The organism is Oscillibacter sp. 1-3, from assembly GCF_000403435.2.
Classification (GTDB): Bacteria; Bacillota; Clostridia; order Oscillospirales; family Oscillospiraceae; genus Oscillibacter.
Map to the genome: position 1 here is coordinate 306,205 of NZ_KE159711.1, position 16,469 is coordinate 322,673.

The window sequence follows — 16,469 nt, forward strand, 5'->3', positions numbered from 1 at the left end:
CTCCATAAGAAATGCTTTATGGCGGTAAATGACCCCAACTATGATATTAACCAATTTGATGTAAAAGCTCAAAATAAAATCATCGGTTATAGGGAAAAACTGGTTATTTCACATACACGCAACAATCAATCTGCATTGATGGAGCGCCGTGTGCGGTGAAAGTCGCATGCACGGTGCGAAGCGGGGGAAAATCCGCTCTGACTGCTGCTCTCTCATGAGGGCAGTAAAAGCGGCGGATTACCTATCGCTATCTGATGATCGGCGCGTCCGGTGTAGGTAAAACAGCGTTTTTCCTGTACCCCAACATGGAGTACGCCTGCGCCAGCGGGATGAGTTTCCTGGCCCTTGACACCAAAGGCGACCTCGCCCGGAACTATGGCGCCGTGGCCTTACAGCACTACGGCTACAAGGTGGCGGTAATCGACCTGCGCAATCCAACCCGCTCAGACGGGTACAACCTCCTCACGCTCATCAACCGCTACATGGACATCTGCCGGGAACAACCGTCCAATCTGGCGGCGAGAGCCAAGGCGGAGAAGTACGCTAAAATCTTAGCGAAAACCATCATAAATCCGGAGGGAGATTCCTCAAACTACGGGCAAAATTCGTTTTTTTACGATGCCGCAGAGGGACTGCTCACAGCGGTGGTCCTCCTGCTGGCAGAGTATCTGCCGCCTACCGAGGAGGCTCCCCAGGAGCGGCGGCACATCGTCAGCGTGTTCAAGCTGGTGCAGGATCTGTTGGCGCCCAGCAAGACCGCCAAGGGCAAGAATGGCTTCCAGGTCATGATGGACACGCTCCCCGACACCCACAAGGCCCGGTGGTTTGCCGGCGCCGCCCTCAACTCGGCGGAACAGGCCATGGCCTCGGTCATGTCCACGGTGCTGTCCCGCCTGAACGCCTTCCTGGACTCTGAGCTGGAGCAGGTGTTGTGCTTCGACAGCGCAATTGATGCGGAGGCCTTTGCCTCCCGGAAGTCCGCCATCTTCCTCGTCCTGCCGGAAGAAGACCCCAGTAAGAACTTCATGGCCGGCCTGATGATCCAGACGCTCTCCCGTGAGTTATTCTCTGTGGCGGACGAGAACGGCGGCAAGCTGCCCAACCGGGTGGTGCTGTTCTGCGATGAGCTGGGCACCATGCCCGCCTTTGACATCCTGCCGTTGTTCAGTGCGGGCCGGTCGCGCAAGCTGACCCTTGTGCCAATTATTCAAAGCCTTGCCCAGTTGGAGAAAAACTATGGAAAAGAGGGAGCGGAGATCATCCAAGATAACGTCCAGGACACGATTTTTGGCGGCTTCGCCCCCAATTCCCAGACCGCCGAGGTGTTGTCCAAGGCTCTGGGGAGCCGGACAGTCCTCTCCGGCTACATCAGCACCGGAAAGGACAAATCCCAGACCCTGCAAATGACAGAGCGGGCGCTCATGTCCCCGGATGAACTGAAGTCCATCCCCAAAGGGCAGTTTATTGTTATGAAGACGGGGACCCATCCCATGCAGACACGGCTCAGGCTCTTCCTGGACTGGGGCATCTCCTTCGGTGATCCGTATCTGCTGCCGGAGCGGGCCGCACGGACCGTGGCCTATGCCAGCAAACAGGAGCTGGAGCAGGCCATCTTCCGCTGCCACCACGCGCAGCCGGCGGAGAGCGATACCCCTCCCGCTCCCCCGGTCCCTCCGAAAACTTTAGCCGCCAGTGGTGGAGCATCCTATGCCCAGGCCAGACGCACCAGGCGGGAGCCGCCTCCCCCTGTGGTCATCCGTACAGATGGGGGGCAGGAGTAATGGGATACTTTGAGAAGATCTACCAGTCCGACCTCAGCCATCGGGCCAGGGCGGTTTATATGTACCTCAGAGACCACGCCGACAGCGAGGGCAAGTGCTGGCCGGGGATACGGACGATTGCGGCTGAGCTGAGGCTCTCCCGCTCTACCGTCAAACGGGCCTTGGATGATCTGTGCAAAGCGGAGCTGATCTCCAAGGAGCGGCGCTTCCGGGAAAACGGGAGTCTCAGCTCAAATTTATACCGGCTGAAGTAGTGCGAAAAAAATAAGTTCTCCGCCAGGGGGGTATTGCGCCCTGGCGGAGAACCGAGGATGGGCCGCTGGTGGACCACCCAGAAGTGCCCACTTTAGGGAAAACTTTAGGACAGAGAAAGAAAAAACAGGACCCTCAATAATCCGAATTCAGCCAGGGCTTTTGACTGCAATGCAGCAGCCGGGAGAGTTCCTGGGCCTTGCCGTATGCGGAGACCGCTCCCAGCCGGATCATCCCCTCCAGCTCACAGGAGCCCATGAGCAGCGATGCTAGGTCTCCCTGCCCGCACGTCACAGTCACATCCGCCGCCGCGCCGTCCTTCACAATCGCCCAGCATCCGTCCGCAAAGCGGATGCAGATGCATTCGTCCCGATGTCCCATCTCGTCATAGTAACGGAACTCCGCCGCCAACCTCCCTGCGGGGAATGGACGGTAGGCTGTCTTTTCAACAAAATCCCGCACATCGACGATCTTGAACATCGTCCCCACCGCCGACACGTTGGTCTGCAAAAAGCCGAAGTCAATATACCGCTTTGATACGTCCTGCGGGTCGTGTAACAGGTGGTGGAAATCCTCCTCGCCGGTGCGGAGGACCACAGTCTGCGCAAGGTCCTCCTGTAATTTCAGCGCACCCAGCAGCGCCCGCAGTACGGCGCCGTTTTCATATACCAATTCCTCCACGGAGAGCCGGTTCTGGGTATAGTTGGTCTCACTGGCGCTCTCAAAGCGGAAGGCGGCATAGCCCAATAACATCCCGCCGTCATCGTAATACCCGATGCGGCGCACCTGGATATCTCCCCGCGCCCCGCGGATCTCCTCCTCATGCTTTTCAACCATGCCGTGGTTTTTCGCCGCGAACCGGTTATAGCAGGCTAGCGCCTCGTCAAAGTCCTCCGGCTGCATGAGGCGCAGATGTTTTCGTGTCTCACGCTCCGGGGCGGGGAGCACCGCGGTGGGCAGGCGGTATTCGTACAGCTTTCCCGCGAAGCCGTATCCCATCCGGCGGTAAAAGCCGATCCGGAAGGGAAGCAGCAGTGTCAAAAGCGCGCCGTTTTCCCTGGCGTAGTCTTCAAAATAGCGGACCATCTCCAGAGCCGCGCCCTGTTTCTTGTGCAGCGGATGCACCTCCAGCGCCATGAGTCCGCAGGCCGGCTGCATCCTTCCAAAGTAATTCATGGAGAACAGGATGAGCTTCATGGTGGCGATGAGTACGCCGTCCTCGAAGAGGCCCACCGTCTTCACCAGCCGGTCCTCCCGCAGCTCCAGCAGGTGCTTTTCCCGGTAGTACTGCCTGCACTCCGCGTCCAGTGTTTTGTACGCCGGATAGGAATTCAAATAGATGTCCAGATACGCCTCGATATCCGCTTCCGCCAGCGGCCGGATCTTCCGCGTTTGACAGGGGTTCTCCATGCCCATAACGATGCATTCCTCCGCTCTTTATGTGATGATGGCTTGTTCCCTGCATGGACAGGTTATGAAACGATGTACAATCACTCGAGTATTTTCAAGATATGACCATGCGTTTACCGTCTTAATTTGCTTCATCCATGAGTGAATGATAGAATCCCCGAAGCTCCGCGAGACTGGTTGTCCGGTTATGGATCGGGATCGACGCCCATACCGCGTCATGATAGCGTTCCTTCGGCTGATCCCGCAGCCGGGGATCGATGATAGAGACAATGCCCTTATCGGAAAAGCTCCGGATCAGCCGCCCGATCCCCTGTTTCAGCTTGATAATCATCTCCGGTACCCGGACATCCATCAGGCCGTCCTTCGCCAGGGACACCTTATGCTCAATGATGGGGTCCGGCACCGGAAACGGCAGGCGGAAGATCACAAGGTTTGAAAGGCTCTTGCCCCGTATGTCAATCCCCTCCCAATATGCGCCGGTCCCGAGAAGGACGGAATCCACATTGTTCCGAAACTCGGAGAGCACCTGGTCCTGGGATGCTCCCGGCTGCTGTATCAGTATTTTATATGGCAGATTCCTCTGCAAGAGGAGTGCGCAGACTTCTTCAAGATCAGTCTTCGCCGTGAACAGCACCAGCGCCTTTCCGCCGGAGATCTCCAAAATCTCAATCAGTCTCTCCACACCCCGCTGAATAAAGGCGCCATGATCCTCCCGCGGATGCGGCAGATCATCACAGTAATAGACCATGGCATGTTCATCGTATGGAAACGGAGACGGCTTCGGCTCAGACAAAAAGCCGCTCTCATCCAGAGGGAAGCCCGTATTGCTGATAAAATAGGCATACCGCTCCGGAAAGCTGCCCTGGGCGGCGTTTGTCAAGGTCGCGGACGTCAGGATGGTGCAGACATCCCCACGGAAATACAGATTACTGATGATGTCCCGGGTGTTCTCGGGACAGTAGACCAGCTCCGCGCTGTTCCCGCGCTTCTCGATCCAAAGCAGGCTGCTGCCCAGGTCAGAGACCATGTCGGAAAACTCCTCCGCCTTTGCATAGAAATCGTCCGCGCCGGAGTACCTGCCGCCTCGCCGCAGGTCAAAGGATGAGTAAACCTGGATGTTCTCCGAAAGGCTGTCCAGCGCCTCCGCCATGCCCGACAGCAGCGGGAGGGCCTCGGAATCGGCATGGAAGAAGAACCGTTCCGCGTATTTCATATCCTGTGCCGAATCCGCGATCTGACGCTGCATCTGCCGCTGCAGGCATTGGAAAAAAAGCGCGGACGGCTCTTTGCGCCGTATCAAGGTCCTTTTGAATATAGGGCTGTTCTGTTGGCATGACATCGTTCTGCGCCTCTTTGATCATTTTCAAAAGCCCGCTTTGGCTGATACGTTCCGTTGTGGCGCTTCGCACCTTGCCCTCCAGATTGTGCGCCTCATCAATCACCACCACCTCCACGGTTTTGTTGATCAGGCCATCCTGCCCTCTGAACAGCTTCTGAAGATGGGCGGTCAAAAAATCCTGGTTGCAGATGACGATTCCGTCTGTAAACCGAATATCCTCCCGCATCCTGCGGTACGCGCAGGGGTGGTGGCAATTCCAACACGAGTGACCATAGCGCAGGATGCAGAGCCGGTCCCATACGCCGGACGGCAAATCACCCGGAAAGTCTGCCCGGTCCTGACAGCCTTTGCCGATCAGCTCCCGCAGCGCGTCCGCCATCTCCGCGTCCGGACGGGCCAGATACTCGTCTGCCCGTCTCCGGCAGAGATAGTTCGTCTGTCCTTTGGCCAGTGTGACCTTACACTGTGTTTCCAGCAATTCCTGCAGGGCTGCGGCATCGTTTAACAGCTGCTCCTGCAAGGCAATCGTAGAGGTGGCAATCACCGCCGGTTTCCCGGTGTAATGATTATACAGCAGGAGCGGAACGAGATAGGCGTAAGATTTCCCGATTCCCACCCCGGCCTCAACCAGGATGTGCTGATCCTTTTTGAGGGCGTCAAGAATCTCAAAGGCCATGTCCTGCTGCCCTTCCCGCTCCTCAAAATCGGGCCGTCCATCAGCATCCCAAAAGAATGACGAGACCCGTTCGCTTATTTTATAGATCTGTTCCGCCCGCTCTCGAACCCGGTTCTTACGAGAAGCAAATGTGTTCCACTTGAAGCAATCCAAAAGAGCGCCCCCTAAGATACATACCCTCGGATGCACATCCCATGTGATGTGGCCAGCTGAATCCCCAAAAGCAGTTATAACGTTATGCTTGATTAATAGTTTCAAAAGGGCGGGATTATTGTTATGCTAGATTTCCTCATAGCCTATCGGTCTCCAGCTATCTTTAATACGGACGGTTTCTCCTTCTTTTTCTTCCTTATAATCGCTCAGAGGTATTTGATACTCCGCATAGAAATGCGCGTCACCGGTATGACATTCTAAAATAACTGTATATTGATCTGCGGTTTCATGGACATGCGGAACAAAAGGACCCGCCTGTCCTGGCACAGCTGAGGACACTGTGATATATTTATCTCCATCAGCCGCATCATACTTTATAATTACCCCAGTGGTTGACTTGTGCGCGGAGAAGAACCGCCTGATTTTTTGTTTCTCAGAATGGCAGCGGAAGGACCAGATAATCATGCTGCAAGTATACAGGCCCAATAGCACGATCAGTGTGATCATCAAAATCTGAATAATATCATATGGCGGGCGAAATAGTTCATTCCATATCTCTCTCGGCATAATATCATTCCCTCCACGTATAACTGTCGGAAAGCAGGTAAAGACATAGGGACTCAAGAAAGCGAATGTGTTAAAGCAGTAAAACTATACCATGTTCCGTACAGCTTTGCAATGCCTGGGCCTGATACCGGTGAGTCCTGTCCCGCTCCACCTCTGACAGATCGTCCCCTTGCCCATGAGAAAGCCTATGGACCTTTCAGATTAGATGCCCTTTGCGATGAACTGTATTGCACTTTCCCCTCATTTCATCTACAATGGAAAAGCGCATCCATCAGCCATGCAAGGCGAGACCAAAGAACAGAGAGGTAATTCATGAACCAAAGAGAAATCAGCGAACTGCGCCGCCGCTGGCGGCCTGAGAAAAGCGCCGTCAGCCGGGTCTACGGCTGCTTTGTCAACAGCGCAAGGAAGATCGTCTCCGACCTGGACGAATCCCTGGGCGCCATGCCCCAGGAGGAGGCGGAGAAGTATCTGGACCTTTTGAAAAAGGCCCTCTCCGGCGCCCTGGGGAAAAACCTCATCGACATCGTGTTTTCCACCCAGCAGGTGGCGGACAGCGAGGAGCACCGCCTCCTCTCCGCCCTGCGCGCCAGCGGTCTGAAAGACCGGGAGGCACGGAACGCTTTTTACCAAAAGGTCATCGGCAGCCTGGACATGGGGGACGACAGCTATCTCCTTCTCCTGGCCTGCGATGCCTACGATGTGCCCCGCCGGGGCAAAGACGGCGAGACCCAGGCGGACGCCTCAGACGAGGTGTTCACCTATATTGTCTGCTGCGTCTGCCCGGTGAAGGCGGGCAGGGCGGAGCTGGGGTATTTCCCCGGCGACAATGAGTTCCACTACACCGTGGGGCAGACGGTCTGCCCGCCGGAGCTGGGCTTCCTCTTCCCGGCCTTTGACAACCGGACGGCCAACATCTACAACGCCCTCTTTTACTCCCGCAAGCCGGATGAGCTCCACCAGGAGTTCATCGATGCCGTGTTTCACACAGAGCCGCCCATGTCTGCGGCGGAGCAGCGGGAGGCGTTCCAGGAGGCCCTGTCCGCCCTGGAGGAGACGTGCAGCGTGGAGGTGGCCCGGACGGTTCACGAGCGTTTGGCGGAGCGGATCGCCCAGCACAAGGAGAGCAAGGACCCGGAGCCCCTGGCGGTGACGGCGAAGGACATCGGCGGAATCCTGCGGGACTGCGGCGTCTCACAGGAGAAGGTGGATGCATTCAAGGACAGCTGCGACGAGCGGTTCGGCGCGGATACGGCGCTGAGTCCCGCCAACCTGATTGACGATAAGAAGTTTGAGCTCCGCACCGCCCAGGCCACGGTGTCCGTGGACCCGGCGTGCAGCTACCTGGTGGAGACCAGGGTGATTGATGGGAAAAAATACATCCTGATTCCTGTGGAGGAGGACGTGGAGATCAACGGACTCCCCGTCCGGTTCGCGGAAGGACAATAACGCAAGCTCCCCGGCCTGTACTGGCCGGGGAGCTTTGATATATTAAAGACATCTTAGCCCTGCGTAATCTCCCCATTCAGACTATCCTGCAGCAGATAGTGCGGTGAAATTTGCAGGGCATTGCAGATTCTCGTAAATAGCTGAATGCTGGGGACTTTTGAGCCGGACTCTATTTTTCGGATATGCACTGCTCCAACATCGCACAGTTCCGCTAACTTGTCTGAGCTGATCCCGGCTCGTCTGCGGACTTCATGTATGCGGTTCCCCAATCCTGCTGCATCCATCTAAATCTCTCCCGTAGCCTGACAGGCTCAATCCTGCTTCCGCGACAACCGACTGATCAAATTTAAGACCAACAGCATATCAGAGTCATTATCCCGGTAGCGGACGTAGAGATTAACGGGTTCCCTGTCCGGTTTGTATCGGGAGAATGGCATAAATTCCCGGCCTGCAACCTGGGGATTTCTCTTGCGTGATTATAAAGCGCACTCAATCGCTTCCTCTAAAATTCGGACGACATGATCTAGCTTCTGAGGCGGTACGGTTTTCAGTTTTTGAATAATATATTCAAACCCCTCTGGCGTCTCTCCAAACAGCAGCGTATCCGCCGAGATTTTAAGCGCCACGGAAAAAGCCCGTATCGATTCAGAAGATAATCCGGAACGGCCGCGCTCCACTTCCTGAATGAAATTGGTGCTGTAGCCGGACAACTCCGCCAACTGTTCGCGGGTTAGCTTCTGCGCTTTTCGGTTTTCCTTGATTCTGGCTCCGATTTCCACATTGATGGTTTTCAATTCTCTAGGCATGGCGTTACACCACCTTTAATAGTAGTGTAACCCCCAATTCCGAAACGCAAAACAGATACATATTCATATATATTTTAGTAGCAATACACCGTATTATATGTTACAATAGATAGGAATAGAAAATGAGATTGTCAGAAAACCTCTGACAATCTCACTTAAAACATACGACATCGTTGGGAGAACAGCCAATAATATTACACAGCTTCTCTAACGTGAGAAGGGTAATGTTTTTATTTTTCCTCAACGCGTCAAGTGTTTTATTGTCGATTCCCTTTTGCAGCAATTGATATTGCGTAACTTGCCTTTTCTGCATTGTCTCCCACAAAGGACTATAATCAATGATAGAAATCACCCGCATTATAATGAGATGATTTTATTATAGGTGGGTTCATTCTGCCTTGGTATTGTGGACATATTCACAATATGGAGCGACAAAAATAAGGAGAGAAAATGGATAGAGAAAAAGACTGGATTGCTCCCGCAGACCTCCCCTTTGACCTGCATGGCCTTGAACAGGAATACGGTCCGGTTGAGCGGGCGGAGATAAAATGCCCGGGCATCTATTATCTCCGCATCGCGCCGCCGGAGGATCATTTAACCAACGTATGGCTCTATATTGTCACAGAGGATGCCCACATCAGCAAAGAGGCCCGCCAATATGGAAAGCCGGTGTCTGAACATCCGGAACTCCGACTGTTTGAGCGCGAGAGCGGAGATTGCCATTGGATGGTTATTGAATACGAGATCCTGCGGTACCGTACAAAAAACAAACTCCCCCTGGGGGAGTTCGACAGCCTGCGCACCGCCTCAGCCTTTGGCATGGAGGTCTGCCCGGAGTATTTCGGGACTTACCCCGTGCCATCCCTGACGCCATGGGGATACACGGCCCGCCACAAGACCATCCACAATGGCGTTTACTGGATCGAAACTGACCAATGCGTATCGACTCTGGCTGTCTGCTGTGTAATCCGCGATGACTTCTCGAAAGCCGTCCTGGACCTTTCGGAAACAACCGAATATGACAGGGAACACGGCCTCGATCAGACCATAGGATACATCTTTTTCCGCGGAGATGATATCTGCCTCCCTCTCTTGGAACTGGTGCGGGGCAATGACCAGTGGGACTGGAGCCTGATTGACAGGCAAGCACTGATGAACGCCGTCTGGAGAAGTTTTCCCGAGTATGCCGCGGCTTACAATATGCGGGAACAGCAGGGAAAAAACGATTGCTTTGGTATGCTGCTGCTGACGTTTGGAATCGAGACTGAACTCCGGAGTTCATTGGAGAATATGATTGTACTGACGCCAGGTGTGGGAACTCAGTTTTTCAATTTTTTATAAAGGAGACGCTTTATGGAACACATTGTAACGGAAGACTATATCAGCAGCCTGCTGAGCGAGGCGTCCTCGGAGGTCCAGGAATTTCGGAAGTCCTGCTCTCCTGGCTATAGGACCGGCCACGAAAGTTATCTCCGTTGGCTCGAACACATGGGAACGCTTGGGAAGTGGGTCTATGCCCAATATACAGATGAAATATATAACGCCTTTCTCGACTATGAGGAACCGATCAATGATTACTTCTATGCGCAGGGACTCTTGGCTGCCGCCGGTACTCTTACAGGACAGGCTGTTCAACTGGCCGGTTTGGAATGTGTCCCTGGTTTCAGGGAGAAAAAGGAGGCTCTTGATCTGATCTGCCGCCGCTTTGTGGAGCAGCTGCCGCAAGAGGAACGAACTGAGTGCGCCGGCCAGTTTGCAGAGAGGATCGAGCGGATCAATGACTCCAGGAAATTTTTCTTTCTGTATGGGTTTGAATTGATGTTCATGCTTCTGAAACGGGCAGGATATAAAATGCCTGATGAGCAGCTAAAAAAATTATACAATTAAGAAAAACCCGCCTCTTGAACGCTGAAATCAAGAGGCGGGTTTTTTCTATTACAGCAGGAACTCACGCACAGCCTGATCTCATAAACCGAACAGCCAGCTCAGATAGGCGCCGGCTAAATTGGCGTAATACATTCGTACCGCCCTGGAGCGTATGTATTCCGGGGAATACCGTTACCTGCACCCCTATCACTCCAAATTATTTTTGATGGGAAAGGCTAACAGCTGATTCGGGGATAGTAGCGGCCCCTTTCCCAGGAGCAGGGAAAGGGGCCGCTGCTGCTGCGGGTATGTATATTTTATTCGAGCGTACCATCGGCGGTGCAGGAGATGGAGAGGTAAAGGATTTTCTGTACGCCGTTATACTTGAAGGACGCCCAACCATTGACAATTTCATCATCGCAAGTAGTTTTTCCATCAAGAAATAGCGCTCCGTTGTATCCCTCACCATCAATCGTGGCTTTCGTAGCTCTAACGGTAGAACCAGAGATATCAAAAGAGGCAGAGATGGTCGCAGATCCAATCAGAGTAGAGTTGTAATAAAGTTTGCCAGTCTTGCTCCCTCTAACCGTATCAGTGGATCGCTCCATCGAAGCACTTGTAATGGTTTCAACTGCATAGAAGCCATCGCCCAAGTCAATGACGTTTTCCGCAGGCTCGACAGCAAGTGCTGAGGTGCTGACCATGGACAGGATTACCATAACCAAACAAAAGAGCGTACATACCTTTTTCATGTTCATTCTCCTTTATATAAATTATCGGAATGTCTTTCTTCTGGGGTGTTCTCTAACCTGTTATCAAATTCATCTTGTGTAATTTCATATGGATTTTCCATGACAATAGTCGCAAAATCATTAACAAGCATTGATTTTTGATATTGTATGTACCAAAAAACCGAGATAACCACCGGTACGGCGATAATGGCCACCGCTGCCCCCCAGCGGATCAAACGCCGCCGTTTTCGGGCAGCCTTCACCGTGGCCTCATCCAGACCTGACAGCAGTTCAGAGACGAAGGCGTCAGGCTCACCGAAAGCGGCCACAAGGCCATCATAACCCGCTCCCGGGTTCTCCTGCTGGAAAACGTCAATCATGGCCGCGCACCGCTCCAGCAGCCGGCAACGGTCGGTTTTGTCGCAGACCAAGGTGCGCTTCACACGGGCGAGATATTGCCCGGCCGCTTTATTCTCCATCTCTCTTCTCACCTCCTTTCATAAGCCGTTCCATATTCTCGCTGAACCGCCGGTAAGTGGCCAGCAGGACGGACAGATGGGCCCGGCCCTCCTCCGTAATCTGGAAATACTGCCGCCTCCGCCCATCAGGGGCGGTTTTTTTGTACGCCTCCCGGATGTATCCGCACTCAATGAGGCGGTACAGCAAGGCGTAGGGGAAGGAGAGGTTCAGCGACTCGTCCGCCCGTTCCTCCAGGGTCTGGGTAATCTGGGCGGAGTGCATATCCTCCTCATTTAGCAGCAACATCACCAGCATTTCGATGACGGCTTTTTTTAGGTTTTCCTCCATGCCCTGGGAGGAACTGCTTCTCGGTGGCGACATCGCCCACCTCCAATGTCTGATCTTTCCTTTAACTGAAAAAAATTATAGCAAAAATTCCCGCTCCGTCAATATACTTTTTTCACAAAAATTATGATAGCAATTTTTTTATCTATTTATTCGTTTTTGTTTTGAATTAAAATTTCTATAAGACAAAAATTATTGTTGACAAATAATTTCCGGAATGGTAACGTATAGCCAGAGAGAGCCACAAGGCTCACAGAGAGAAAGGGGTGGGTCCCATGCAGAAGTGAACAGGCGCCCCGCCGCCGGAGGGCGGGAGCGCCGCAAAGAAAACCCAATACCCAAAACCACATGACAAATGAGAGGAGTTCGTATTATGAAGAAGATGAAGAAACTGACCGCCCTGCTGCTGACGCTGGTCATGAGCCTGGCCCTGGCCGTCCCCTGCTTTGCCGCCGAGCCCGCCGACGATGCCGTATGGCTGGAGGTGGGAGATTCGTACACCGTTGGCGGTTATACCATTACCATCAAAGAGGACACGCGGACTCCAGCGCAGAGAGAGGCTGAGAGACAGGCCCTTTTGCAGGAGGCACTTACCCGTGGGTTCCAGATCGGCGGCAGGTACTACTTCCTCAAAGCGGAAGAATACCAATATACATCGCCTTGGACCTATACCACGAGGTGCAATGCCTCTTACGGAGATACGCTGCACTACGATATTAGTAATTATAGCAAAGAGCAGAGTTCCGAGTTTACATTTTCATTGCAGGTGGGAAACGAGAAGCCGGCTAATGTCACGGTTGCCCCCGGGCAGAGCATCACTCCGGAGGTGTATGCGGAGGAGTCTACCGGCATCTACACGCCTATTAAGTCAACCTTTACGCCTGTTGGAGGGAGAATTTGGTTCTCTATCTCCATCTATCAGTACTGGCGGTAATTTATCAAGACAGACCATGGAGGTTTTACTATGAAGCGGTTTGGAACATTTGCCGCGGGCATGGCTGTGATGCTTCTGATCTGCTCTCTGGCGGGAGGCGCGTCGGCCGCCGGCGGGCAGGTGGAGTTCAACCGGGCGGGCATCTCCCTGTTCGGGGAGGACCATGTCCGTGCCGGTGAGAGCTACACGGCCCCCAACGGCCAGCAGGTGCCCTCTGTCATCACCTATGTTGACAATGCCGGAGGCAAGACCAACTATCTTTCCGTCCGCCAGATCTCCGAGCTCCTGAATGTTGATATAAACTGGGACGCCCAGAAAAACCGGGTTAATTTCGGTCAGGACCGCAGCGCGGATCAAAAGCTCACCATTGGCACAACGCCGCCCGAGGCGGGGTCGCAGAATACCGTCCATGGGCCGTTCACGGAAATTGACCCGGACAAGGCTGCCGGAAAGACCCTGACGGGAGTGCTCCAGGATAATACCAGAGTGCAGACCACCTGCGGCTATTCCACGGGCGGCACCTTTTATCCGAGCAATGGAAATTATATTGTGCTTACTGTTACCAACAACGGCTCTACCACACAGATTTCCAACGCGGGCCGGGCCCGCACTCTGGGCGGATTTGACACGTTTGCCTCTGTGCGTATTGCTCCCGGCGAAACGCTGACCAGGGCGTTCTACATCGCGGATGACGCCAAGGAACTGGAGAGCACCCTGTCCCTGGGCGTCTATGACGAGGGCGTCGCGGAGAGCGACATTACGGTCTCTTTGAAGCAGTACGAGTAAGCCGCTCCTGCCATATCAGGTCGCAGCGGCCCGCACGGAGGAGCGCATAAAAAAGTTCTATAAAAAATATGGGATATTTTTTGTGCCTCCTCCGTTTGCTCAATAGAACGGCGTAGGAGGACTTTCCCGCCGGAACAGAGAGGAAAAGCACTATGAAAAAACAGATACCATCTTTTTTTACTGGATTTGCCTCAGCGGTGCTGCTGCTGACTCTGTGTACCACGGCCCTGGCGGCCAGCGGCAAGGTGAGCTACAACTTCGCCAACGTTGCTCTGGGCGGGGAGACAAAGATCACCGCCGGAGCGGACATCACCGCCGCCAATGGGCAGAAGGTCCCCGGCACCATCCTCTTCACCGATGCCGCGGGCGGCAAGACCAACTACCTGCCCATCCGGGCCGTCAGTGAGCTGCTGGGGGTGGAGATTGGCTACGACTCCGCCACAAAGACCATCCTCCTGGGCGGCCAGCCGGCGGCGGAGCCGGCAGAACCGGCGTCCACGGCGGAGACCGTCTCCGGCCGCCAGTGGCAGCGGGAGCTGGATCCCACAAACGGCGGCATCTACTACGCCTGGCCCAGGCCCAAGGAGGTGCGGGACTACGATGCCCTCCCCACGCTTCGGCCCACCTGGCTGCCGGAGGGCTATCTGCTCCTGGGCGCAGGCGTTGGGAGGGAGGGCGTTCGCAACGACTCCCTCACCTGGACCTATGTGAAGGACGAGACCTCCGGGAGCAAGATCACGTTCACCTGCTACCGTCCCACCAACCGCTCCCGGGGCTTTAACTTCGGGGTTGGGCTCGATACCGCGGCTCTGCGGCGGGATGCCGTTGTTCAGAGCCGTCCCGCGGACTTTTACCAGATCCATGAGGACGTTACAGTTCTGGTCTGGGAGGATGCCGCCGGAAACCTCTTCTGGCTCCGGGGCACCCAGGACCAGGCCACTTATGAGAAGATCGCGGCCAGTGTGAAGGATGTGAAGGACGAGTCCCTGCCCGCCCTGACATTCGGCTGGACGCCGGAGGGGTTCACGCTGGACCCGGAGGGCGGCCTGACCATGTCCGCCGCCGTGGCGGAGACCTGGGCCAAGGTGACCCAGGGTCCTCCTACGAGCACCGACATGTTCTACTGGACCTACTCCCGGGAGGCGCTGTTTGGCCCCAAGAGTACCAAGCCGGAGAGCGTGAAGGTCAACGGCGCCCAGGCCCAATACTGGCCGGGGGATCCCGATGCCCGGAGCAACACCGCCTCCGTCAGCGGGACCGTGACCGCAGTCAGCACCTCTGCCGATCAGTTGGGGACCCTTCTCTGGACGGACCCGGAGACGAAGATTAACTTCCGTCTTGAGGCTCCCTTTGACCGGGACACGATGATCCGTATGGCCGAGAGCGTTTCGCCAAAATGACAAGGTCAATCCCGGCGGGAGATGTTCCAGCGTTCACAGGTTGTGCGTGTGGCTGTCCTCACCAATAGGGGGCAGCCATACCCACAGCGGTAAGAGCGGAAGGGGTACGTTCCAGGCAGAATTTCATCCCAACCGTATGCAGGTACGATATTTAAGGAGTATTGCATGAAAAACATCAAAAATTTCTCTTCATTTTTAGGAGGGGTTTTGACCGTCCTTTTGGTGGCTGGCTGCCTGAACACCGCATTGGCCGCTTCCGGGAAAGTGTCCTATAACTTTTCCAACGTTGCTCTGGGCGGGGAGACGAAGATTACCGCCGGGCAGGATATCACCGCCGCCAACGGGCAGAAGGTCCCCGGCACCATCCTCTTTACCGACGCCGCTGGAGGCAAGACCAACTACCTGCCCATCCGGGCCGTCAGCGAGCTACTGGGCGTGGAGATCGGCTACGACTCCGCCACGAAAACCGTCCTCCTTGGGAAGCAGCCTGCGGCTGCCGGCGCACTGTCCAGTTATGAGACGGAGCTGGAGGGACGGCTGGCGGAGGCCAGGAAGATCGCCTATCAGGACCTGGACAGCGCCTCAGAGGAAATGCGGGCAAAGATCCTGGAGGCCCGTGCGCTCATCATCAACAACACCGCATGGGTGGCCGATGGTTACACCGCCTCCCAGGTGGACCCGGACGGCAATGAGGTATCCCTCCCCCACTTTTCCGAGCTCTTCCCCGGCTGGGACCTCCCCAAAGCCTAAAACGCTCAAATTTCGATACGCTTATTGGAAGCGCCCAAAACCGTAAAGTTACACAAATAAATACAGGAGGTTTTACAATGAAACTCAAAAGACTGACATCGCTTGTGCTTGCCGTCGCTACCGTGTTCTGCATTTCCGCTTCCGCTATGGCGGCAGACCCCGCGTAAACCCAAATTGCAAAAGCCAGGGAAATTGCGTATATGGATGTGGACGCCGCTCCTGCGGCAATGCGGGAGGCTATCCTGGACGCCCGCGAGGTCATCATCAACAGCCAGTGCTGGGTTGCCGACGGATACAGAGGCTATTACACTGCGCCTGATGGGACCGAGACCGAAGTGCCCCATTTCTCCGAGCTGTTTCCCGGCTGGGACCTGCCTGCTGTGGACGTTAGCAATGCCCCGGCAGCAGCCGGTGCTGCCCGGATGCAGCCGGAAGAAACGACCCGGGTCAATCAGGTATATCTGAAAAATCCTTCTTCCTCACAGAATACCCCAGCTTTGACGTGTTCTACTTCATGAACGAGCTCCAGACAACCGTTACAGATCTGGATGCCGCAACGCGGACATGCACGGTTGGATACTCCAATATGTTCCTGGGCGTCTCTGTTGGCGTATTCCCGAATATGCGGGTTGGCAGCCTCGCAAGGATTGAGAATACCCCGGAAGATGTTGCGGCTGGCAACCCCACCCTTATCTCGGTGCGCGCCAGCACGAACAGCACGCCCGGTTACGGTACTTTTGAGAGCACCTGCTGGTAAAAATATTG

20 protein-coding genes and 1 pseudogene are annotated in these 16,469 nt (G+C 54.9%); 11 read left to right on the forward strand and 10 right to left on the reverse strand.

The window, feature by feature from the left end:
- Window positions 1-251: 251 nt before the first annotated feature.
- Together C816_RS19780 and C816_RS19785 are read left to right on the forward strand one after the other, a co-directional pair.
- A pseudogene (locus C816_RS19780) lies at window positions 252-1,781 on the forward strand (type IV secretory system conjugative DNA transfer family protein); the annotation flags it as partial.
- A complete protein-coding gene (locus C816_RS19785) occupies window positions 1,781-2,035 on the forward strand; it encodes a helix-turn-helix domain-containing protein (RefSeq protein WP_016324190.1) in 255 nt (84 codons plus the stop codon). The pseudogene C816_RS19780 and the gene C816_RS19785, both read left to right, overlap by 1 nt.
- 133 nt (window positions 2,036-2,168) lie before the next feature.
- On the opposite strand, the gene eis is transcribed toward C816_RS19785, so the two are convergent.
- From eis to C816_RS19800, 4 genes are all read right to left on the reverse strand, one after another.
- The gene (gene eis, locus C816_RS19790; protein WP_016324191.1) at window positions 2,169-3,449 is read right to left on the reverse strand and encodes a GNAT family N-acetyltransferase; all 1,281 of its coding nucleotides are present in this window, start codon (window positions 3,447-3,449) and stop codon (window positions 2,169-2,171) included.
- Window positions 3,450-3,564: 115 nt separating this feature from the next.
- The gene (locus C816_RS25245; protein ID WP_242832288.1) at window positions 3,565-4,656 is read right to left on the reverse strand and encodes an ATP-dependent DNA helicase; all 1,092 of its coding nucleotides are present in this window, start codon (window positions 4,654-4,656) and stop codon (window positions 3,565-3,567) included.
- On the reverse strand, window positions 4,538-5,716 hold the full coding sequence (locus tag C816_RS25250; protein ID WP_242832290.1) for an ATP-dependent DNA helicase: 1,179 nt from the start codon (window positions 5,714-5,716) through the stop codon (window positions 4,538-4,540). Before C816_RS25250 ends, C816_RS25245 begins: the two co-directional genes overlap by 119 nt.
- A 21-nt stretch (window positions 5,717-5,737) precedes the next feature.
- The gene (locus C816_RS19800) at window positions 5,738-6,178 is read right to left on the reverse strand and encodes a hypothetical protein (protein ID WP_016324194.1); all 441 of its coding nucleotides are present in this window, start codon (window positions 6,176-6,178) and stop codon (window positions 5,738-5,740) included.
- A gap of 312 nt (window positions 6,179-6,490) precedes the next feature.
- On the opposite strand from C816_RS19800, the gene C816_RS19805 reads away from it, so the two are divergent.
- On the forward strand, window positions 6,491-7,627 hold the full coding sequence (locus C816_RS19805) for a DUF4317 domain-containing protein (RefSeq protein ID WP_016324195.1): 1,137 nt from the start codon (window positions 6,491-6,493) through the stop codon (window positions 7,625-7,627).
- 53 nt (window positions 7,628-7,680) lie between these two features.
- Here the strand turns inward: C816_RS19805 and C816_RS25760 are convergent, their stop codons facing one another.
- The 3 genes from C816_RS25760 to C816_RS23170 form a co-directional block, all read right to left on the reverse strand.
- Complete coding sequence (locus C816_RS25760) at window positions 7,681-7,911, reverse strand: helix-turn-helix domain-containing protein (protein WP_040656367.1); 231 nt, start codon at window positions 7,909-7,911, stop codon at window positions 7,681-7,683.
- 192 nt (window positions 7,912-8,103) lie between these two features.
- Window positions 8,104-8,433, reverse strand: coding sequence for a helix-turn-helix domain-containing protein (locus C816_RS19815; protein WP_016324196.1), 330 nt, complete (start codon window positions 8,431-8,433; stop codon window positions 8,104-8,106).
- A 151-nt stretch (window positions 8,434-8,584) separates the two neighbouring features.
- Window positions 8,585-8,791 (reverse strand): helix-turn-helix domain-containing protein, encoded by a 207-nt coding sequence (locus C816_RS23170; RefSeq protein WP_334306237.1) that lies wholly within the window; start codon window positions 8,789-8,791, stop codon window positions 8,585-8,587.
- 92 nt (window positions 8,792-8,883) lie between these two features.
- Here C816_RS23170 and C816_RS19820 point away from each other — a divergent pair, with 92 nt between their 5' ends.
- Together C816_RS19820 and C816_RS19825 are read left to right on the forward strand one after the other, a co-directional pair.
- A complete protein-coding gene (locus C816_RS19820; protein ID WP_016324197.1) occupies window positions 8,884-9,774 on the forward strand; it encodes a hypothetical protein in 891 nt (296 codons plus the stop codon).
- Between the two features lie 12 nt (window positions 9,775-9,786).
- Window positions 9,787-10,320, forward strand: coding sequence for a hypothetical protein (locus tag C816_RS19825; protein ID WP_016324198.1), 534 nt, complete (start codon window positions 9,787-9,789; stop codon window positions 10,318-10,320).
- 296 nt (window positions 10,321-10,616) lie between these two features.
- Here the strand turns inward: C816_RS19825 and C816_RS19830 are convergent, their stop codons facing one another.
- Genes C816_RS19830 through C816_RS19840 form a run of 3 tightly spaced genes read right to left on the reverse strand, consistent with a single transcriptional unit; the run spans window position 10,617 to window position 11,870 of the window.
- Complete coding sequence (locus C816_RS19830) at window positions 10,617-11,051, reverse strand: hypothetical protein (protein ID WP_016324199.1); 435 nt, start codon at window positions 11,049-11,051, stop codon at window positions 10,617-10,619.
- A gap of 2 nt (window positions 11,052-11,053) precedes the next feature.
- Window positions 11,054-11,509 carry a hypothetical protein gene (locus C816_RS19835; protein ID WP_016324200.1) on the reverse strand — a complete coding sequence of 152 codons (456 nt, stop codon included), beginning with the start codon at window positions 11,507-11,509 and terminating at the stop codon, window positions 11,054-11,056.
- A complete protein-coding gene (locus tag C816_RS19840; protein ID WP_016324201.1) occupies window positions 11,499-11,870 on the reverse strand; it encodes a PadR family transcriptional regulator in 372 nt (123 codons plus the stop codon). The genes C816_RS19835 and C816_RS19840 overlap by 11 nt, the downstream gene beginning before the upstream one ends.
- Window positions 11,871-12,207: 337 nt before the next feature.
- On the opposite strand from C816_RS19840, the gene C816_RS19845 reads away from it, so the two are divergent.
- The 6 genes from C816_RS19845 to C816_RS24645 all read left to right on the forward strand — a co-directional run bounded on the left by C816_RS19845 (window position 12,208) and on the right by C816_RS24645 (window position 16,461).
- Window positions 12,208-12,768, forward strand: coding sequence for a hypothetical protein (locus tag C816_RS19845; protein WP_016324202.1), 561 nt, complete (start codon window positions 12,208-12,210; stop codon window positions 12,766-12,768).
- 30 nt (window positions 12,769-12,798) lie between these two features.
- On the forward strand, window positions 12,799-13,554 hold the full coding sequence (locus C816_RS19850) for a hypothetical protein (RefSeq protein WP_016324203.1): 756 nt from the start codon (window positions 12,799-12,801) through the stop codon (window positions 13,552-13,554).
- Window positions 13,555-13,706: 152 nt separating this feature from the next.
- Window positions 13,707-14,954, forward strand: coding sequence for a hypothetical protein (locus tag C816_RS19855; RefSeq protein ID WP_016324204.1), 1,248 nt, complete (start codon window positions 13,707-13,709; stop codon window positions 14,952-14,954).
- A gap of 165 nt (window positions 14,955-15,119) precedes the next feature.
- Entirely contained in the window at window positions 15,120-15,704 is a 585-nt protein-coding gene (locus C816_RS25255; protein ID WP_016324205.1) for a hypothetical protein, read from the forward strand.
- 200 nt (window positions 15,705-15,904) lie between these two features.
- A complete protein-coding gene (locus tag C816_RS19865) occupies window positions 15,905-16,222 on the forward strand; it encodes a hypothetical protein (protein WP_016324207.1) in 318 nt (105 codons plus the stop codon).
- On the forward strand, window positions 16,219-16,461 hold the full coding sequence (locus C816_RS24645; protein WP_016324208.1) for a hypothetical protein: 243 nt from the start codon (window positions 16,219-16,221) through the stop codon (window positions 16,459-16,461). Before C816_RS19865 ends, C816_RS24645 begins: the two co-directional genes overlap by 4 nt.
- Window positions 16,462-16,469 lie beyond the last annotated feature (8 nt).